Source organism: Streptomyces olivaceoviridis (genome assembly GCF_014650115.1).
In the GTDB taxonomy this organism is placed as follows: domain Bacteria; phylum Actinomycetota; class Actinomycetes; order Streptomycetales; family Streptomycetaceae; genus Streptomyces; species Streptomyces olivaceoviridis.
Map to the genome: position 1 here is coordinate 67,848 of NZ_BMUI01000004.1, position 18,404 is coordinate 86,251.

An 18,404-nucleotide genomic window follows, 5' to 3' on the forward strand; every position below is an offset into this window, starting at 1 on the left:
ACCCTCATGAAAGCACTACAGGTACAGGCCCGCGTCCGTGCCCTCCCGGGCCCCCGGCACCGAGGTCGGCGCGGTGCCCCGGCGCAGCGCGTACAACTCGGCGAGGGTCGCGCCGTCCCGGCCGACGCCCTCCTCGGTGCCGAGCCACTTCACCGCCTCCGGGCGGGTCAGCGGACCGACCTCGATGCGGGCCAGGCAGCGGCCGGGGCGGACCACGGCCGGGTGCAGCCGCTCCAGGTCCTCGTTGGTGGTGACGCCCACCAGGACGTTGCGGCCCTGGCCGAGCAGACCGTCGGTGAGGTTCAGCAGCCGGGACAGGGCCTGGCCGGCCGTGTGCCGGGCCTCTCCCCGGATCAGTTCGTCGCAGTCCTCCAGCAGCAGCAGACGCCAACGGCCCTTGCCCGCCCCGTCGTCCTCCCCGATGGCGATGTCCATCAGATAGCCGACGTCGGAGAAGAGCCGCTCCGGGTCCAGGACGCAGTCGACCTGGCACCAGTCGCGCCAGGAACGGGCGAGGGTGCGCAGGGCTGAGGTCTTGCCGGTGCCCGGCGGACCGTGGAGCAGCAGCAGCCGGCCCGCGATGTCCTGCGGGGTCGTCTTCATCAGGTGGTCCATCGCGTCCGCCACCGGCGCCGTGTAGTTGGGCCGGACCTCGTCCCAGGTCCCCGCGGAGATCTGCCGGGTGGTGCGGTGCGGGCCGCGCCTGGGGGAGACGTACCAGAACCCCATCGTCACGTTCTCCGGCTGCGGTTCCGGCTCGTCGGCCGCGCCGTCCGTGGCCTGGTCGAGGATCCGCTTGGCCAGTTCGGCGCTGGTCGCGGTGACCGTGACGTCCGCGCCGCGGTTCCAGCGGGAGACCAGCAGGGTCCAGCCGTCCCCTTCGGCGAGGGTCGCGCTGCGGTCGTCGTCACGGGCCATCCGCAGCACGCGGGCGCCCTCCGGCAGCAGGGCCGCGCCCGAGCGCACCCGGTCGATGTTCGCGGCGTGCGAGTACGGCTGCTCGCCCGTCGCGAAGCGGCCGAGGAACAGCGCGTCGACGACGTCGGACGGCGAGTCGGAGTCGTCGACGTGGAGCCGGATCGGCAGAGCGTCGTGTGGGTTGGCAGACATGCCGCCATGATCCGTCACGGATGCACTCGGCGCACGGCATTTCCGTCCCTTGGCGTTGACGAGGCGTCAACCGACGGGGCCCGCACGGGCAAGAGACGAGCGGTGAACGTCTTGGGCCGATCCTGTCGAGATGACAAAATTTTTGGCATGGACACTTCCTGTCAACACGCGTAGCTGCTACCACAGTTGTGGCAGACATGCTGCTAAAGGGAGGTTCCATGAGACGTTCCCGACTTACCGGATTCGTGACCTCGCTCCTCCTCGCCGCCGGCCTCGGTCTCACCGGGGCCGCTTCGGCGCAGGCGTCCTCGACCGCCGCGACCGGCGGCTACGTCGCGCTCGGCGACTCCTACTCCTCCGGGGTGGGCGCCGGGAGTTACCTCAGCACAAGCGGCGCTTGCGACCGCAGCACGAAGGCCTACCCCTACCTGTGGAACGCCGCCCACAGCCCCTCCTCGTTCGCCTTCAACGCCTGCTCCGGCGCGAAGACGGACGACGTGCTCGCCAACCAGCTCGGCTCGCTGAACTCCTCGACCTCACTGGTGTCCATCACCATCGGCGGCAACGACGCCGGTTTCGCCGACGTGATGACGACCTGTGTGACCAGCTCGGACAGCACGTGCCTGTCCCGCATCAACACCGCCAGGGCGTACGTCGCCAACACGCTCCCCGGCAAGCTGGACACCGTCTACAACGCGATCAGCGCCAAAGCCCCGTCCGCCCGGGTGGTCGTCATCGGCTACCCCCGCTTCTACCTGCTCGGCCAGACCTGCCTCGGCCTCTCCGAGACCAAGCGGTCCGCCATCAACGACGCCGCCGACTACATGGACAACACCATCAAGGCCCGCGCCACCGCCCACAACTTCGTCTTCGGCGACGTCCGCACCACGTTCTCCGGCCACGAGATCTGCTCCGGCGACTCCTGGCTGCACAGCGTCAACTGGCTCGACATCGGCGAGTCGTACCACCCGACCGCGTCCGGCCAGTCCGGCGGCTACCTGCCGGTGCTGAACAACGCGGCATGACCCGTTCGGGCTCACCCGGCAGGGTGATGTTCTCAGGGTGACGTTCTCAAGCCGGCGTTCTCAAGCCGGCGTTCTCAGGGTGAGGCCGAAGGCGAGGCGGAGGTCCCGGACGACGGGGTCTCCGCCGCCGTCGTACGCCCGCCGGGAACGACAGCGTCCTCCCTCCCCGGAGAATCAGCTCAGCCCAGCGCGGCTGCGGCTCCCCTGAGCACCAGTCCCATGCCCAGCGCCAGCACGACCAGGGCCGACCCCAGCGGCAGGGCCCGGCGCGCCAGGAGGGCCACCGGATGGGCGCTCCAGCGCGGGCGCCGCTCCAGCACCCGCACCGCCCCCGCGCCCAGCCGTACGACGGCGACCCCGGCGGCGGTGAGCGTCAGCGCGAGACCGGCCCCGTACGCCACGACGAGCAGCAGCCCGAACCAGGCCTTGCCGAGCGCGGCGGCGCCGACCAGGATGACCACGGCGGACGGGCTGGGCACCAGCCCACCGGCGAACCCCAGCAGGACCGTGCCCCGGAGTGTGGGCGCGGTGGGGTGGCTGTGGGTGTGGCCGCCGTGGGTGTGCCTGGGGCCACCATGGCTATGGCCGCCGTGGGTGTGCGTGTGGGGGGGTGTGTGGTCTCCATGGGTGTGTTCCACACCGTCGTCGTGGCGATGGTGGTGGGCGGCACTGTGTCCCCCGCCCACCGTCGCCAACTCCCGTTGTTCCACCCCGTCCTGGGCCGCGACGGTCGCCCGCGCACGGTCGCGCCAGGCGCGGCGGACGAGGATGACGCCCGCCGCCAGCACCAGGACGCCACCGGCGAGGCCCAGCCAGGAGATCACCGCCGGTGTGGCCGCCGAACCGGCCGTGACCAGCAGGCCCAGGGCGACCACGCCGAGGGTGTGGGTCACGGTGACCGAGGCGGCCATCGGCAGCACGTCCCGTGGCCGGGCCCGGCCCCCGCGCGCCGCCGCCGTCGCGGCCATCAGGGTCTTGCCGTGGCCCGGCGCGAGCGCGTGCAGCGCGCCCAGGGCGACGGCGATGAGCAGGGCCAGAGCGGCGAAGCCGATGGTGAGGTCGCGCCGGGCCACGAGGTCGTCCAGGGCCCGGGTCCAGCGGTCGGCACCCCGGGGGAGCACACCGGCACCCGGCGCCGCCCGCCGCTGCGCGTCCGCCGCGAGCGCCGGGCCGCCGGGCCGCACCCGCAGCGAGGCCGTCCCGGTGTCGGCGGGGGAGGACAGCAGGTCCCGGGGGTAGGCGGTCAGTTCCCGGGACACCGACTCCTCCGGCACGTCGGTCGCGGTGAGGGTCATACGGTCGCCCCGCGCCGTGATCTCCCGCCAGCCGGGCCCGCCGGCGGCGCCCGCGCCCCGGAAGTCGAGGGTGACGGTGCTCGCGCGGGGCAGCGGGGCGGTCAGCCGGCACTCCACGCTCAGGGTGTCGAGGCCGGCCTGGCCGGGACGTGTGCGCGCGCTGCCGCGGGCGGCGATGAGGGCGGTCGTACGCCCGTCGACCCGGAGGGCGCTGTCGGCGGCGGCCCGTGCGCACCGCCGCCGGGCCCACGCGCTCAGCCCCAGCCGCTCGATGTCGGCCTCGGCCTGGGTCGCCGGGATCTCGGCGAGGTCCTCCAGATGGTCGACGCGGAGCTGTCCGGGAGCGGCGACCAGGCCGTCGTAGCGGTTGACGGTGAAGTTGCCGAGGGGGTGTGCGTTCGCGGTGCCCGCCGGGAGCAGGGCCAGGGCGCCCACGGCGATCAGGACGCACAGCAGACGCGGTGTCACTCGGCGTGGACGCGGTGTCACTCGGCTCCCTCCAGCGCCTCGCGGGCCCGTGCCGCACCCGGCGGGGAGAAGCCGGGGTTCAGTTCCAGGGCCGAGGCGAGCGAGGCGCGGCCGGCCGCCCGGTGGCCGGTGGCCAGCTCGATCACGCCCCGGTGGTAGCGGAAGGCGGCGTTGCGGTAGCCGGTGGCGGTGGCCCGGCGGGCGAAGGGCAGGGCCTCGGCGTCGCGGCCGTTGACGTGCAGCGCCCAGGCGAGGGCGTCGGCGGTGTGCACGGTGTGCCGACGGGCCCATTCGGCGCGGGCCGCGCGCAGGGCGGCCCGCTTGTCGCCGTGGTCGGCGGCGGCCAGCGCGGTGTCCAGGTCGGCGTTGACGCCGTTGGCGCGGGCCAGCGAGGTCCAGGCGTCGACCAGCGCGTACTGCCGCCGGGCCCGCGCCCGGTCGCCGGCCGCGCCCCGCGCCTCGTACAGCTCGCCGAGTTCGACCAGCGGGCCGGGCAGCGGGGAGCGGGCGACCACCGTCTCCATGTCCGTGATCGCCCCGGCACGGTCACCGCTCGCCGCCCGCGCGCGGGCCCGGCCCTCCAGCGCCGGCAGGTAGCCGTCCTCTGCGGCCAGGGCGCGCGCGTAGCAGCTGAGGGCCGTCTCGTGGTCCCCCTGGTTCCAGGCGAGTTGGCCGAGCTGTGTGGCCACGTACGCCGTGTCGCCCGGCGAACCGGCGGCGGACAGCGCCTGTTCCAGCACCCGGCGTGCCGTGGTCACGTCCCCGCGCAGCTCGCGCACGTACGCGTAGCGGGTGAAGACCGGTACGCCCGGCCTGCGCGCGTCGGCGGTCTTCGCGGCCTCGGCGGCGTCGGCGTACCGGCCGAGTTCGACCAGGGCGTCGATCCGGGAGGACAGCGCGCGTTCGCTGTACGGGTTCCGGCGCAGGGCCGCGTCCGCGAAGGCCAGGGCGTCCTTGAAGTCGTGCCGGGCGGCGGCGAGGGCGGCACGGCCGGCCAGGGCCTGGTCGCCGTCCGGCGCCAGCGACAGGGACCGCCGCAGCGCCTGTTCCGCCCGCGGGTACCGGGACGGGTCACCCTCGGTCCGCGCCTGCTCGACGTAGGCCAGGGCGAGGGTGGCCCACGCGCCGGCGTCCTTCGGCTGGGACCGCAGGTGCGTCTGGAGCGCGGTGACGCTCGCGTCCAGGTCACCGCCGCCGAGGACACCGGGGTCGGCGGCGCCGACGGAGACCGGCGCGGACGCAGGCACCCGGCCCTCACCCAGCGCGATCGTGCCGCCGGTCAGGGCGACCGCCAACAGGGACGCGCTCAACGTCAGTTGAGCCCGTCCCCGCCACAGCCGCCCGAGAGCACCGGCCCGCCGCACGGCGGCGACCCGCTCGTCGCCGCACGAGGAGACCGCACCGGGAGGCGAGGGCGCCGCCCCGGAAGGTGCCGCACCGGGAGGCGAGGGCGCCGCCCCGGAAGGTGCCGCACCGGGAGGCGAGGGCGCCGGCGCGGACGGTGCCGAGGACGCGTCCGGGGCCGTACCCGTGCTGCGTCCGTCCTCCTCGTCACCCACCACCCTCCGCCCGTCCTCCTGCCGCGCCACCCGCTGCCCGTCCTGCTCGTCGTCCTGCCCGCGCGGGCCCATGCCTTCTCCTCCGTCGGTCGTGTGGGAGGCGCGGCCCGCCGTGGGGGAGAGGAACACGGGCCGCGCCGGTCTCGGTGGGTGCGGGTCAGTACGGGCGCCGCATGCGCCGGCGCCACGAGGCGAAGGCGGTGCCGATCAGCAGGATCCCGGCCGCACCGGAGGCCGCCGACGCGGCGATCAGCACGGTGTCGCCGGAGCCGCCGGAGGCCCCGGCCGGCTGGAGCGCGTCGCCGAGCTGACTGCGCACGTCGGTCCCCGCCGTCGTGCCCTTGGCGAGCGGGCCGCGCGAGCCGGACGTGGGCTGGGCGACGTACGGGAAGTGGTTCTCGAACTTCTTGTCGTTCCTGTCGACCGCGTCGCCCAGGTCGTTCGCGGAGCCGACCAGTTCGCCCTCCACCACCTGGAGGGCCGCGTCGATCACGTCGTCGGTGAGCCGGCGGCCGTTCGGGAAGCCCGCGTTGTCGCCGTCCAGCACCCCCAGCCGCTTCGGGTGCGTGCTCGGCTTGACGGAGGTGTTCAGCCGCAGCTCCTCAGAAGGCCGCACGCTGGGCGGCTGGTTGAGGCCCTTGACGCCCTTGAGGAAGACGTCGACCAGATCGTCGCGCGGCTCGGCGGGTGCCTTGATCTTGTAGATCGACTCGATGAGCTTCGGCAGCTCCGGGTTGGTGACGTTCTTCAGGAACTGCGCGTCGTACGCGGGCTGGGACGCGTTGAACCTGTCCTTGTCCTTCTGCGGGTTGACGACCTCGTTGACCAGCGGGTTGCCGAGGCGCGAGACCTGGCTGTAGTAGCCCTGGGCGTTACGGCGCTGGGTGGTCGACCAGACGCCGACGACCGGTTGGCGGGCGGACTCGCGGATCAGCTCGTTCGGCACCTGGAGGGCGATGGTGTTGACGTTGTGGCCCTTGAGGGTGTCCCGGCCGACCTCGGTGAGGTTCCCGCCGTACAGCAGGTCGAAGACGCGCAGGTCCAGGAAGAACGGGTCGTCCGCCTGCCCGGCGAAGGTCGCGGCGCCGCCCGCCGTCCTGTACACCGCCTGCGCCCGCAGCTTCCCGTAGTCCGGCATGGACGCCTTGCCGACGTTCGACGGCGCCACCGGCACGTCGTCGGCCAGCTTGGTCCTCGACACCTCGTGCCCGCCGCGGAGCTTGATGAGATCGATGTCGTAGGTCTGGGTGACGTTGAGGTCGGGGTCGTCCAGGCTGGTGACCGGACCGGTGTTGTACAGGAAGGTGTTCCCGTTCCCCGTACGGGTCCGGAAGGTGTAGCGGAAGACCATATCGCCCTGCGCGTCACCGTTGTTGTCGATGTGGAGGTCGTACTGGGCGTCGTCGGCGAACGTGTAGAAGTTCGGTCCGCCGGCCGGCTCCTCGAACGGGATCCAGTTCGCCACGATCGTCGTCGTGTCGGGCTTGTCCGGGCTGACGAACGCGTACAGGTCCGTGTTGTCGTACTGCGGGGTGCCCGAGATCAGCGGGGCCTCCCGGTGGGAGGAGGCGGCGGCCGTCCCGGGTTCCAGCGTGGCGACGCCGGCGGCCGTGAGCCCTCCGGCGGCCAGCGCCCCGCAGATGAGCGTGACCAGGCCCGTGCGTCCGGTGCCGCGCCCGGAGGGCGCCCTCCTGGTGAGGGCGCCCCTGGAGAAGAGAGGTGTCATGCCGTCCGTCCTCAGTGCCGACTTGCCTTGTGACGGACGGGTATACGGAGCGGGAACGCCGATCGGATCGGTCGGCCGCGAAATACTTTTCACCGCCGCCGGACCCGCGTTTTCGGCCCGCTGATCCGTACCCCCTCGGGGAGGTGTGTCACGGTGCGGATGCGCGGTGCGCGAGGAAGAGCCGGCTGCGGCCACGGAGAGGGGGCCGGCACGCGGGCGGACGAGCTGCTGGTGCTCGTGGCCGGCGGCGATCACAGGGCGTTCGAGGAGCTGTACGGCCTGGTCTCCGGGCCGGTGTTCGGCCTGGTGCGCCGGGTGGTGCGGGACCCCGCCCAGTCCGAGGAGGTCGCCCAGGAGGTGCTGCTCGAACTGTGGCGCTCCGCGGCCCGGTTCGACCCCGGCCGGGGCAGCGCCCTGTCCTGGATCCTCACCCTCGCCCACCGCCGCGCCGTCGACCAGGTGCGCAGCGCCCGCGCGGCCGGCGAACGCGAGCAGCGCGAGGCCCTGCGCGCCGGGGAGCCCGCGTTCGACCAGGTCGCCGAGGAGGTCGAGGCCGGTCTGGAACGCGAGTGGGTGCGCCGCTGCCTGAACCGGCTCACGGCCCTGCAACGCCAGTCGGTGACCCTGGCCTACTACGACGGGTACACCTACCGTGAGGTGGCCGAGCGGCTCTCGCTGCCGCTCGGCACGGTCAAGACGCGGATGCGCGACGGACTCACCCGGCTGCGCCAGTGCCTGGGAGGCGCCGCATGAGCATCCTCGGCCGGCTGCTGGGCCGCGAGGACCCGCACTCCCTCGCCGCGCCCTACGCGCTCGACGCGCTGGAACGGGGCGAGCGGCGCCGCTTCGAGAAGCACCTGGCGGGCTGCGACCGCTGCGCCGCGGAGGTGCGGGAACTGGCCGAGGACGCGGTCCGCCTCGCCTGGTCGACGGCGGCCCCGGCGCCCCCCGCCCTGCGCGAGCGGGTCCTGGCCACCGTCCGTACCACCCCGCAGGAGCCGGCGCGTGGCCGCACGGGCGCACGGGACCGGACGCCGGCCCGGGAGCGCGCCCCCCAGCTTCCGCCGCACGTCTGGGGCGCCCAGCCCCCGCCGGGCCGCGCCCGTACGTCCCGGTCCCGCCGCCCCCTCTTCGTCCCGTTCGCCACGGTCACGGCCGCCGCGGCGCTCGTCGTCGCCTCCCTCTTCGCGGTCCAGGCGCACCGCACCGAGGACCGGCTCGCCGCCGAGCGGGCCCGGGCACGTGAGATCGCCCACGTTCTGGCCGCTCCGGACGCCCGCGCGGTGAGCAGCGGGGACGCGCGCGGCCGCAGTATCGGAGTAATCGCTTCCGCCTCCGAGCGGGAGGCCGTCGTCACCCTCAGCGGGTACGGCACCCCGTCCGGCGGGCGCGTGCACCAGCTCTGGCTCATGCGTCCCCGGGTGCGACCGCGCTCCCTGGGGCTCCTCGCGGGCGACACGCCCCTGGTCGCCAAGGGGCTCGACGCCTCCTCGACGTCACTCGCCGTGACCGTCGAGCCTGACGGTGGGTCAGCACAGCCGACTGGTCAGCCCCTTGTCCAACTCACCCTGAAATCGGTCGGATTCGGAGAGTAGTCAAAGGCGGATGATCAACCACCTTATGGGGAAGGTGAATCCTGTGGCCGAGATACACGCGTGCCCCACCGGGGCGATAGGGTTACCCTGCCCGGGCCGGGTGGACTCGTACGGGTGGGGAGTGACATGGAGCAGATAACAGTGCGCAGCAGGGCCAGGATCCCTGCGATCACCTGCGGGAGCAGCGCGACCAGTACGCGGCTCGACCGCCATCTGTCGGTGCTGGCGGGTCCCGCCATACCGCAGCGGGAGACGGTCGAGGCGACGTCGCTGATGCGTGAGCTGACGGCGCGTGACTCCGTGCGGCAGCGCAGCGACCGGGGCACGCGGATCGGCCGCGTCTCCCTCTTCGCGCCGCTGCGCCGGCTGCGCCGTTCGCTGTTCGGCGGTCACTGACCGCACCGCAGGGCCCCTGACCCGAGCAGGGGTGCCCGCGCTCAGGCCGCCACACCGTCCCGGCGCAGCGCTGCGATCTCGTCGTCCGTCATCCCCACGGCACGCAGCAGCGCTTCGGTGTGCTGTCCGAGTGCGGGCACGTCACCCATCCGTGCCTCGTCCCCGCCCGGCAGCGTGACGGGGGGCAGCAGCGCCTTCAACGGCCCGGCAGGCGACCCCACCTGGCGCCACCGCTCCCTGGCCGCCAGCTGCGGATGCTCCGCCAGCTCGCGCACGTCCCGCAGCCGGGCGCAGGCGATGCCCGCCTTCTCCAGCCGGGCCAGCGCCTCCTCGGCGTCCAGCACCGCCAGCGCCCCCGCGACCAGGGCGTCGGTCCGCTCCCGGTGCGCCACCCGCGCGGCATTGGTCGCGTACGCCGGATCGGTGCCCAGTTCCGGGCGGCCCACGACCTGTTCGGCGAGCCGCCGCCACTCCCGGTTGTTCTGCACCGACAGCAGCACCCGCCCGCCGTCCGCCGTCGGATAGGCGTCGTACGGTGCGATCACGGCGTGCGCCAGCCCGGTGCGGGCCGGCGGCTCCCCGTCGTGCAGCGCGTGGTGCAGCGGATGGCCCATCCACTCGGCGAGCGCCTCCAGCATGGACACCTCCACCGGCCCGCCCCGCCCGGTCGTCCCGCGCCGCACGAGCGCGGCCAGCACGCCGGAGAACGCGTACATGGCCGCCGCGATGTCCGCGGCCGGGATGCCCGCCTTCACCGGCTGCTCCGGTGTCCCGGTCACCGACACCAGCCCCGCCTCGCACTGCACGAGCATGTCGTACGCCCGCTTGTCCGTGTACGGCCCCGAGCCGCCGTAGCCCGAGATGTCCACGGCGATCAGCCGCGGGTGCGCGGCGCACAGCGTGGCCGCGTCCAGGCCGAGCCGGGCCGCCGCGCCGTGCGCGAGGTTCTGCACGAACACGTCCGCGTCCGCGACCAGCCGCCGTACGACGTCCAGGCCGCGCGGGTCCTTGAGGTCCAGCGCGATGGACTCCTTGCCACGGTTGCACCACACGAAGTGCGAGGCGAGACCGCGGGCCGCGGTGTCGTAGCCGCGCGCGAAGTCGCCGCCGTCGACCCGCTCCACCTTGATGACCCTGGCCCCCAGGTCGGCGAGCTGCCGGGTGGCGAAGGGCGCGGACACGGCCTGTTCGACGGCGACGACGGTGATGCCGTCCAGGGGCAGCGGGAGACGATCCATGGGGTGGATGATCTCCCCTGACCGGCGGCCCTGTCAGCAGTGCGGACTCATTCGGTCCGGGCGTACCTGCGCACGGCGAGCGGCAGGAACAGCGCCGTCAGGGCGAGGCTCCAGGCCAGCGACCCCGCGACCGGGTGTGCCACCGGCCAGGCGGCGCCCGCCGGGACGGGCGCGTTGCCGAAGAGGTCCCGCAGGGCGGTGGTCACCGCGCTGATCGGGTTCCACTCGGCGAGCACGCGCAGCCAGTGCGGCAGGTTGCCGGTCGGGATGTACGCGTTCGACAGCAGCGGCAGCACGAAGGAGGCGGCGCCGAGCTGCCCGGCGGCTTCCTCGCTGCGGGACAGCAGGCCCAGGAGGATCCCGGCGCAGGTGCAGGCGAACCGGAAGAGCAGCAGCAGCCCCACGGCGCCGGCCGCCCCGGCCGCGGACCCCTCGATCCGCCAGCCCACCGCGAGCCCGGTCAGCAGCAGCGGCACCGTCCCGACGGCCGTGACGAGGAGGTCGGCGACGGCTTGCCCGAGCGGTACGGCGGCCCGGCTCACCGGCATCGTGCGGAACCGGTCCATCACCCCCCGGTGGGTGTCCTGGGCGGCCTGGAACATGCCGGTCATCAGCCCGCCGGCGGCCGTGGCGGCGAGCAGCCCGGGCACCAGGAAGGACCGGTACTCGCGGCCGGGCACCGCCAGGGCGCTGCCGAACACGTAGCCGAAGAACAGCAGCATGTTGACCGGCATCAGCTGGGTCAGGATGGCCAGGCCCGGGGTGTTGCGGACCCGGCGGAGCTGCCGGCCCGCCATCGCCAGTCCGTCGTACGCCAACGCGCTCACGCGGCACGCTCCTCACTGTCGGCGGACTCACCGGTGAGCCGCAGGAAGACGTCGTCGAGGGTGGGCGGCCGGATGCCGGCGTCCAGCAACGGCACACCGGCCGCGTCGAGTTCGCGCACCAGGCGGGGCAGGGTCAGCGTCGGATCGGTGGTGACCGCGCCGACGGCGCAGCGCTCACGGTCGAACACGGGCTCCCTGCCGGTCAGCCGGTCGAGCACGGCCGCCGCCCGGGTCAGCGCGCCGGCGTCCGCGACCACCGCCTCCACATGGGACCCGATGAGCGCCTTCAGCGCGGCGGGCGAGCCGGTGTGGGCGACCTGGCCCCGGTCCACCAGGGCGATGTCGTCGGCGAGCCGGTCGGCCTCCTCCAGGTACTGGGTGGTCAGCAGCACGGTCGTGCCGTCCGCCTTCAGCTCGCGCACCGCCTGCCAGATGCGGGCGCGGCTGGCCGGGTCGAGCCCGGTGGTCGGCTCGTCCAGGAAGAGCACGTCGGGACGGCGCAGCAGGCTCGCGGCGAGGTCCAGCCGGCGCCGCATGCCGCCCGAGTACGCCGCCGCCTTCCGGTCCGCCGCCTCGGTCAGCCCGAAGCGCTCCAGCAGCTCGTCGGCGCGGGCGGCCGGCCCGCGCACCCGGTGCAGCCGGGCGAACAGCCGCAGGTTCTCCCGGCCGGTGAGGTCCCCGTCGACCGAGGCGTACTGCCCGGTGACCGCGATCCGGCGCCGCACGGCCGCCGCCTCCCGCACGACGTCGTGCCCGGCGATCCGCGCCGAGCCCCCGTCCGGGCGCAGCAGCGTGGTCAGCAGCCGCACCGCCGTCGTCTTCCCCGCCCCGTTGGGCCCCAGCAGCCCGCAGACCGTGCCCTCGGCCACGGCCAGATCGAGCCCGCGCACGGCCCGCACGGCGCCGAAGCGCTTCTCCAGACCTGCACTAAGTACAGCGTACGTAGTAGTCATGCCGGGACCATACCGCACTACGTACGGTGTACGTAACTACGATGGTGGCCGAGGTGATGAGCGATGGCAGTCCGAGGGGCCGTCCCCGAGGTGATCTGGGCGCGCCCCGAGCGCACCGGCCGAGGTCCGAAACCGGCGTACACGCGCGACGACATCGCCGCCGCCGCCGTCCGGATCGCCGACGCGCGAGGGCTCGACGCGGTGTCGATGCGCCACGTCGCGGCCGAGCTGGGCTGCGGCACCATGTCGCTGTACAACTACGTCCCCCGCAAGGAGGACCTGTACGAGCTCATGGTGGACGCGGCGGGCGCGGAGCACGAGCTGTGGGAGCCCAGCGGCGACTGGCGCGGCGACATGCGCCGGGTGGCGCGGCAGACCCGTGAGCTGATGCACCGGCACCCGTGGCTGCCGCGTCTGATGTCCCCCGTCTACGGCTTCAGCCCGCACGCCCTGCGCTACCTGGAGCACTGCCTGGCCTGCCTGGACCCGCTGGAGGCGGCGTACGGCACCAAGATGGAGTTCATCGCGATGCTGAACGGCATGGTCACGACCTACGTCCGCAACGAACTCGACACCGCCGAGCGGGTGCGGGCCCTGCCGTGGTCGGAGGACGAGGAGAACGCGGTCCGCATCGCCCACCTGGGCCGCCAGATCGCCTCCGGCGCGTATCCGCGCATGGCGGCGGCGTTCGCGCAGGACGCGGGGCCGATCGATCTGGAGGCGGTGTTCGAGCGGATGGTGGAGAGGGTTCTCGACGCGTTCGCGCCGCGCTGAGCCGGGCGGGTGCGGCGGGTGCGGACCGTGGGCGGCCGGTCGCGCCGTTCCCCGCGCCCCCATGGGGGGCGGCCCGAGGCCGCCGTGATCGGACCAGGGACGCGGTGCGCCGAGGGCGGGCGCATGACGCGCCGGCCGGGGACGGCTAGAGCAACGGGACCTGCCCGTCCGGGCCCTCCTCGTGGTGGTCGAGGACCGAGGCGGGGCGGCGGGAGGACTCCGGCACCGGCAGGACGCCCGCCTCCCGCAGCTCGGCCGCCGTGACCGGTGACGTCACCTTCAACCCGTCGCGCGACGACCGCAGTTCCGCCAGCAGGGCGAGGACCGTGATCAGCTCCAGCAGCTCCGACGTCCAGGTCTGCGGCCAGACGGCGGGACGGATCGCCGCGAGCGTGCCCGGCTCCGCCGGCCCGGTGCGCACCGCGAACCAGCTCTCCAGGACCCGCACCCCGGCCACCTCGTAGTCCCAGGCCTCGGGCGGGACGGGCGAGATACGGCCCTCGTCCAGGTGCAGGGTCTCGTCGTCGCGGTCGTAGTGGAGGGCGAGCGGACGGTTCGGCAGGGGCGCGCGGACGTACGGGCGCCGCCCGCCGGGCAGCTTCGGGCGCTCACCGTCCCGGCGCATCAGCCACAGTGCCCGGCGGCCCGTCTCCACGCCGGACGCCCACAGCCCGGGGTCGTCGGTGAGCGGGACGGTGAGGCCGGGGCCGGCCGTCATCAGGATCCAGGCCAGCACGTCCGGTGCCGAGGGGCGCGTGCCCAGCCGGGCCGCCAGATGGTCCAGCAGGCCGGGGGCGAGGTTCGGTTCCGTGCCGCCGGGGCGGCGGTAGAGCGGGCGGACGCGGCCCGGGCGCAGGGTGGGCAGCAGCGCGGTCGCCAGCAGCGGGGCGTCGGCGTCGCCCGTCTCGACCGTGAACACCTGCCGCGCGTCCGCCACCCGCCACAGCTCCGGGCGGGCCGTGTCGAGCAGCCGGTGGTCCGGGATCAGCCACTGCTCGTCGAAGGGAGCGGCCAGCACCCGCACCGGCTCCGGGCAGGGCCCCTCGGCACGCGCGAGCCGCCCGGTGCCGGCGGGCGAACCGGGCAACTGACCCACCGCCGACTGGAGCGTACGGGCGCGGGTGGGCTCGAACAGGGCCTCCCGGTCCGGGCCCCCGGCCTTCAGCAGCGCGTCCCAGCGGGCCCGCAGCGAGGCCGGGTCCGGTGCCGTCGGCCAGGCGCGGCCCGGCCGCAGCGGTGCGACGGACCACGGCATGAGGTCCGCCAGCAGCGGAGCGTCGTCGTGCGTCACGCACGGCATGCTACGACAGCGGGTGGGGCCCTCGAAGGCGCGCGAGGAACCCACGACGGACCGGCAGGCGACGGATGGCCTCCCGGCTGGGGCAGTGGAGCGTCGCACGCCGTGCTGCGGCAGCGGGTGGGGGCCTCGTAGGAGTGTGAGGGCCCGTGCGCCTGGCCGCGCCGGGCCGGCAGGCGACGGATGGCCTCCCGGCTGGGGCAGTGGAGCGTCGTGGTGCGTCATGCATGGCGTGTTACGGCAGCGGGTGGGGCCTCGTAGGGGCGTGAGGGCCCGTGCGCCTGGCCGCGCCGGGCCGGCAGGCGACGGACGGCTCCCGGCTGAGGCAGCGGAGCGTTCACGCGTCGAGGGTGACCGTGAACGAGAAGCGGTCGCCCCGGTAGTGGATGACCGCCACGTCCAGCACCCGGCCCTCGCTGTCGTACGTCACCCCGGTGTAGTGCAGGATCGGGCTGAGCAGCGGGACTTCGAGCAGCCGGGCCGTGTCCGGGTCGGCGAGCCGGGCCTCCACCGTGTCCGTGATCCGGCTGATGTCCGCCTTCACCACATCCCGCAGCACCTTGGTCATCGGCCAGCGGACCAGGTCCTCCGGGTCGATGCCCTCGGCCAGTTCCGGGCGGATGTGGTTGACGGCGTGGTTGGTCGGCTCGCCGGTCTTCTCGTCGCTGCGCAGCCGGTGGTACGCCGCCACCTCCGTGAGATCCGGGAAGTACTCGGCGAGCCCGGCGGGCACCGGCACGCGACCGTGGCCGAGCAGCTCGGTCGTCATCCCGGACTGCTGGGCCACGATCGCGTCCACCGAGCCCAGCAGCCGGACGGGGGCCCCGCGCCGCGCCCCGGGCTCGATGAACGTGCCGCGCCGCCGGTGCCGGCTGATCAGACCCTCGTCCTCCAGCTCCTTCAGCGCCTGGCGCATGGTCAGCACGCTCACCCCGTAGTGCTCCGCCAGGCGCTCCTCGGTGGGCAGGCGCAGCGGGTCCTCGGGGGAGCGGCCGAGTATCGAGGCGCGCAGCGACTGCGACACCTGGTACCACAGCGGCAGCTTGCGGTTCAGGACGATCGAATCCGGGGCGAAGGAGGTCACGCGGTTATCCGTACCTGGCGAAGAACGTCCGGCGCAACGGCGGCGGTCACCCGCGGAAGTGCCGTTGCAGCCCCTGCCACACGTCGTCGTAGCGCTGCTGGAGGTGGTCGGCGCCCGCCGCCTGCGGGGTGAGGGCCACCGGCCAGCGGGTCTCGAACATGAACGCCAGTCCGTCGTCGAGCTTCTGCGGCTTCAGCTCGGCGGCGCTCGCCCGGTCGAACGTCTCCCGGTCCGGGCCGTGCGCCGACATCATGTTGTGCAGCGAGCCGCCGCCGGGCACGAAGCCCTCCGCCTTGGCGTCGTAGGCGCCCTCGATCAGGCCCATGTACTCGCTCATCACGTTCCGGTGGAAGTACGGCGGCCGGAAGGTGTCCTCGCCCACCAGCCAGCGCGGCGCGAAGACCACGAAGTCCACGCCGGCCAGGCCCGGGGTGTCCGACGGCGAGGTCAGCACCGTGAAGACGGACGGATCCGGGTGGTCGTAGGAGATGGTGCCGATCACATTGAAGCGGCGCAGGTCGTAGGTGTACGGCACATGGTTGCCGTGCCAGGCGACCACGTCCAGGGGGCTGTGGTCGTAGCTCGCCGTCCACAGGTTGCCGCAGAACTTGTTCACCACCTCCACCGGCCCCTCGACGTCCTCGTACGCCGCCACCGGAGCCCGGAAGTCCCGGGGGTTGGCGAGCCCGTTGGCGCCGATCGGGCCGAGGTCGGGCAGCCGGAACGGCGCCCCATAGTTCTCGCACACATAGCCTCGGGCCGACTCATCGAGCAGCTCCACACGGAAGCGCACTCCACGGGGGATCAGCGCCACATGGCCCGGCTCCACATGAAGCCGGCCGAACTCGGTGTGCAGCAGCAGCCCGCCGCGCTCCGGCACGATCAGCAGCTCGCCGTCGGCGTCCGAGAAGACCCGCTCCATCGAGGCGTTGGCGTGGTACAGGTGCACGGCCATGCCCGTGCGCTGGGTCGCGTCGCCGTTGCCGCCCAGCGTCCACAGGCCGGCGAGGAAGTCGGTGCCGGCCGGGGGCTGCGGCAGCGGGTTCCAGCGCAGCCGGTTGGGGTCGGGCACCGCCTCGGCGAAGGGCGCCGTGCGGATCGCGCCGTTGTCGGTGCGGGTGAACGCCGGATGCGCGGCCGAGGGGCGGATGCGGTAGAGCCAGGAGCGCCGGTTGTGCGCCCGCGGCTCGGTGAACGCCGTACCGCTCAGCTGCTCGGCGTACAGGCCCAGCGGTGCGCGCTGCGGCGAGTTGCGGCCCTCGGGCAGGGCGCCCGGCACCGCCTCCGAGGCGTGTTCGTTGCCGAACCCGGTCAGATACGACAGCCCCTCGGCGGTCTTCCGTGCTCCCCCGCGCTCGAACACGCTCGCGCGGGAGGTGCCCCCATCGCTCATGATCGCTCCTTGTGCTCCCGATTCCTATGCATCACCGTAGGAATGCGTGGGGGTCCGCGCAAGAGGGGCGTGGTCCTCCCCGCGGGGTACGGCGGGAACCAGACTTCAGGGGGATCCGGAATGCCGCGGTGCTGTTCTACGCTCCCGGTCATGTCGTGGACGAAGTGGACGCGTGGACCCCTCGCCGCGCTCGCGGTGGGCGTCCTGCTGCCGCTTGGAGCGGCGGCCTGCACCAGCGGTGCGGCGCACGGCGGGACGACCGTCTCGCCGTCGCCCGTGGGGAAGGTGCTGGACGACACCGACGAGACCGGCCGGAACCTGCGCGAGGTGGCCCAGCGGAACGCCCCCGAGGTCGCCGTCGAGATCGCCCCGGACTCGGCCGGCGGCTGGGACGTCCGGCTGACCCTGCGTCACTTCCGGCTCTCCCCGTCCGGCACCCGGCCGGCGGCGGCCATCGGCCGCGGGCTCGCCCACCTGTTCGTCGACGGCCACCGGGTCGCCCGGCTGCGCACCCCCACGTACCACCTGGCCGCCGGTCTCGTCCCGCACGGCACCCACCAGGTCACCGTGCGCCTGTACGCCGACGACGGCACGGTGTGGGCCGTCCGCGGCAAGCCGGTCCAGAGCACCGCCGACATCACGGTGTCCGACGCGGAGACGGGCAGGGGGTGAGCGCCGATCGGAACGTCGCCCCCGCCGGCGGACGAGGGCCTTCGGTACCCTGCCCCCGCCGGCGATTGAGTGCAAGGGCCACCTGTCTCCGTACTGTGGGGGGAGGTTCACCGGACCCCGGCGGAAAGGCATCATGAAGCCCGTGCCCCACGCGACATCCCTCCGCCGCGCGCCCGTCCAGCGGCGCAGCGCCGAACGGCTGACCAGGATCCTGGACGCCTGCGCCGAACTCCTCGACGAGGTCGGCTACGACGCCCTGAGCACGCGCGCGGTCGCCCAGCGCGCCGGCGTGCCCATCGGCTCGGTCTACCGCTTCTTCGGCAACAAGCGGCAGATGGCCGACGCCCTCGCCCAGCGCAACCTGGAGCGGTACGTCGAGCGTGTCACCGACCGGCTGAAGAAGGCCGGCAAGGGGGACTGGCGGGCCGCCATGGACGCCGTCCTGGACGAGTACCTGGGCATGAAGCGCACGGCTCCCGGCTTCTCCCTGGTGGACTTCGGCAACCAGATCCCGGTCGGCTCCCGCCACGACGAGCCCAACACCCGGGTCGCCGACCGGCTCACCGACCTGCTCGCCGGCTATCTCGGCCGCATCCCGGACGCGGACCTGCGGCGAGCCTTCCTGGTCGCCGTGGAGAGCGCCGACACCCTCGTCCAACTCGCCTTCCGGATCGACCCGCAGGGCGACGAGGCGATCATCACCGAGACCCGGGAACTGCTCCGGGCGTACCTGGGACGCGTGCTGGACTGAGACATGGGCGGACGGAGCGCCATCCGACGGCCTGAGCGGGCCGCCCGGAGTGCCATCCGACGGCCTGAGCGGGCCGCCCGGAGTCACCCCCCAAGACCGGCGCGGGCCGCCCGGAGTCACTTCCCAAGACCGGCGCGGGCCGGCCGGAGTGTCGCTTTGAGGGCTGGCATGGGTCGGGCGAAGGGCATCCGTCGGCGGTCGACGCGGGTCGGGCCGATCGTCATCCGGCGGTCGGCGCGGG

General features: G+C 73.9%; 17 protein-coding genes. 7 read left to right on the forward strand and 10 right to left on the reverse strand.

The window, feature by feature from the left end:
- Positions 1-15: 15 nt before the first annotated feature.
- A complete protein-coding gene (locus IE273_RS09455) occupies positions 16-1,110 on the reverse strand; it encodes a DUF5925 domain-containing protein (RefSeq protein ID WP_189814704.1) in 1,095 nt (364 codons plus the stop codon).
- A gap of 218 nt (positions 1,111-1,328) precedes the next feature.
- Between IE273_RS09455 and IE273_RS09460 the strand changes: the two genes are divergently transcribed.
- Positions 1,329-2,135, forward strand: coding sequence for an SGNH/GDSL hydrolase family protein (locus IE273_RS09460; RefSeq protein ID WP_189814705.1), 807 nt, complete (start codon positions 1,329-1,331; stop codon positions 2,133-2,135).
- Positions 2,136-2,314: 179 nt separating this feature from the next.
- On the opposite strand, the gene IE273_RS09465 is transcribed toward IE273_RS09460, so the two are convergent.
- The 3 genes from IE273_RS09465 to IE273_RS09475 form a co-directional block, all read right to left on the reverse strand.
- Entirely contained in the window at positions 2,315-3,898 is a 1,584-nt protein-coding gene (locus IE273_RS09465) for a HoxN/HupN/NixA family nickel/cobalt transporter (RefSeq protein WP_189814706.1), read from the reverse strand.
- A gap of 17 nt (positions 3,899-3,915) precedes the next feature.
- The gene (locus IE273_RS09470) at positions 3,916-5,529 is read right to left on the reverse strand and encodes a tetratricopeptide repeat protein (RefSeq protein ID WP_229887145.1); all 1,614 of its coding nucleotides are present in this window, start codon (positions 5,527-5,529) and stop codon (positions 3,916-3,918) included.
- Between the two features lie 85 nt (positions 5,530-5,614).
- Positions 5,615-7,183, reverse strand: coding sequence for a DUF4331 domain-containing protein (locus IE273_RS09475; protein ID WP_189814707.1), 1,569 nt, complete (start codon positions 7,181-7,183; stop codon positions 5,615-5,617).
- Between the two features lie 159 nt (positions 7,184-7,342).
- Here IE273_RS09475 and IE273_RS09480 point away from each other — a divergent pair, with 159 nt between their 5' ends.
- The 3 genes from IE273_RS09480 to IE273_RS09490 all read left to right on the forward strand — a co-directional run bounded on the left by IE273_RS09480 (position 7,343) and on the right by IE273_RS09490 (position 9,174).
- Positions 7,343-7,936 (forward strand): sigma-70 family RNA polymerase sigma factor, encoded by a 594-nt coding sequence (locus IE273_RS09480; protein WP_189814998.1) that lies wholly within the window; start codon positions 7,343-7,345, stop codon positions 7,934-7,936.
- On the forward strand, positions 7,933-8,778 hold the full coding sequence (locus IE273_RS09485) for an anti-sigma factor (protein WP_189814708.1): 846 nt from the start codon (positions 7,933-7,935) through the stop codon (positions 8,776-8,778). Before IE273_RS09480 ends, IE273_RS09485 begins: the two co-directional genes overlap by 4 nt.
- A 126-nt stretch (positions 8,779-8,904) precedes the next feature.
- A complete protein-coding gene (locus IE273_RS09490) occupies positions 8,905-9,174 on the forward strand; it encodes a hypothetical protein (protein ID WP_041665066.1) in 270 nt (89 codons plus the stop codon).
- A gap of 41 nt (positions 9,175-9,215) precedes the next feature.
- Here the strand turns inward: IE273_RS09490 and IE273_RS09495 are convergent, their stop codons facing one another.
- Genes IE273_RS09495 through IE273_RS09505 form a run of 3 tightly spaced genes read right to left on the reverse strand, consistent with a single transcriptional unit; the run spans position 9,216 to position 12,192 of the window.
- Complete coding sequence (locus tag IE273_RS09495; RefSeq protein ID WP_189814709.1) at positions 9,216-10,412, reverse strand: CaiB/BaiF CoA transferase family protein; 1,197 nt, start codon at positions 10,410-10,412, stop codon at positions 9,216-9,218.
- A 47-nt stretch (positions 10,413-10,459) separates the two neighbouring features.
- Positions 10,460-11,239 (reverse strand): ABC transporter permease, encoded by a 780-nt coding sequence (locus IE273_RS09500; protein WP_014671777.1) that lies wholly within the window; start codon positions 11,237-11,239, stop codon positions 10,460-10,462.
- Positions 11,236-12,192 carry an ATP-binding cassette domain-containing protein gene (locus tag IE273_RS09505; RefSeq protein ID WP_189814710.1) on the reverse strand — a complete coding sequence of 319 codons (957 nt, stop codon included), beginning with the start codon at positions 12,190-12,192 and terminating at the stop codon, positions 11,236-11,238. The genes IE273_RS09500 and IE273_RS09505 overlap by 4 nt, the downstream gene beginning before the upstream one ends.
- Positions 12,193-12,255: 63 nt before the next feature.
- On the opposite strand from IE273_RS09505, the gene IE273_RS09510 reads away from it, so the two are divergent.
- Positions 12,256-12,966, forward strand: coding sequence for a TetR/AcrR family transcriptional regulator (locus tag IE273_RS09510; protein WP_189814711.1), 711 nt, complete (start codon positions 12,256-12,258; stop codon positions 12,964-12,966).
- A 145-nt stretch (positions 12,967-13,111) separates the two neighbouring features.
- Here the strand turns inward: IE273_RS09510 and IE273_RS09515 are convergent, their stop codons facing one another.
- The 3 genes from IE273_RS09515 to hmgA form a co-directional block, all read right to left on the reverse strand.
- Complete coding sequence (locus IE273_RS09515) at positions 13,112-14,266, reverse strand: type ISP restriction/modification enzyme (protein WP_189814712.1); 1,155 nt, start codon at positions 14,264-14,266, stop codon at positions 13,112-13,114.
- Positions 14,267-14,600: 334 nt separating this feature from the next.
- Positions 14,601-15,347 (reverse strand): GntR family transcriptional regulator, encoded by a 747-nt coding sequence (locus IE273_RS09520; protein ID WP_189814713.1) that lies wholly within the window; start codon positions 15,345-15,347, stop codon positions 14,601-14,603.
- Between the two features lie 46 nt (positions 15,348-15,393).
- Positions 15,394-16,740: a homogentisate 1,2-dioxygenase gene (gene hmgA, locus IE273_RS09525; protein ID WP_189814714.1), complete on the reverse strand. Its 1,347-nt coding sequence runs from the start codon at positions 16,738-16,740 to the stop codon at positions 15,394-15,396.
- A 150-nt stretch (positions 16,741-16,890) separates the two neighbouring features.
- Between hmgA and IE273_RS09530 the strand changes: the two genes are divergently transcribed.
- Together IE273_RS09530 and IE273_RS09535 are read left to right on the forward strand one after the other, a co-directional pair.
- The gene (locus tag IE273_RS09530) at positions 16,891-17,412 is read left to right on the forward strand and encodes a hypothetical protein (RefSeq protein WP_189814715.1); all 522 of its coding nucleotides are present in this window, start codon (positions 16,891-16,893) and stop codon (positions 17,410-17,412) included.
- Between the two features lie 133 nt (positions 17,413-17,545).
- On the forward strand, positions 17,546-18,163 hold the full coding sequence (locus IE273_RS09535) for a TetR/AcrR family transcriptional regulator (protein WP_189814716.1): 618 nt from the start codon (positions 17,546-17,548) through the stop codon (positions 18,161-18,163).
- The last annotated feature ends 241 nt before the right edge of the window (positions 18,164-18,404 follow it).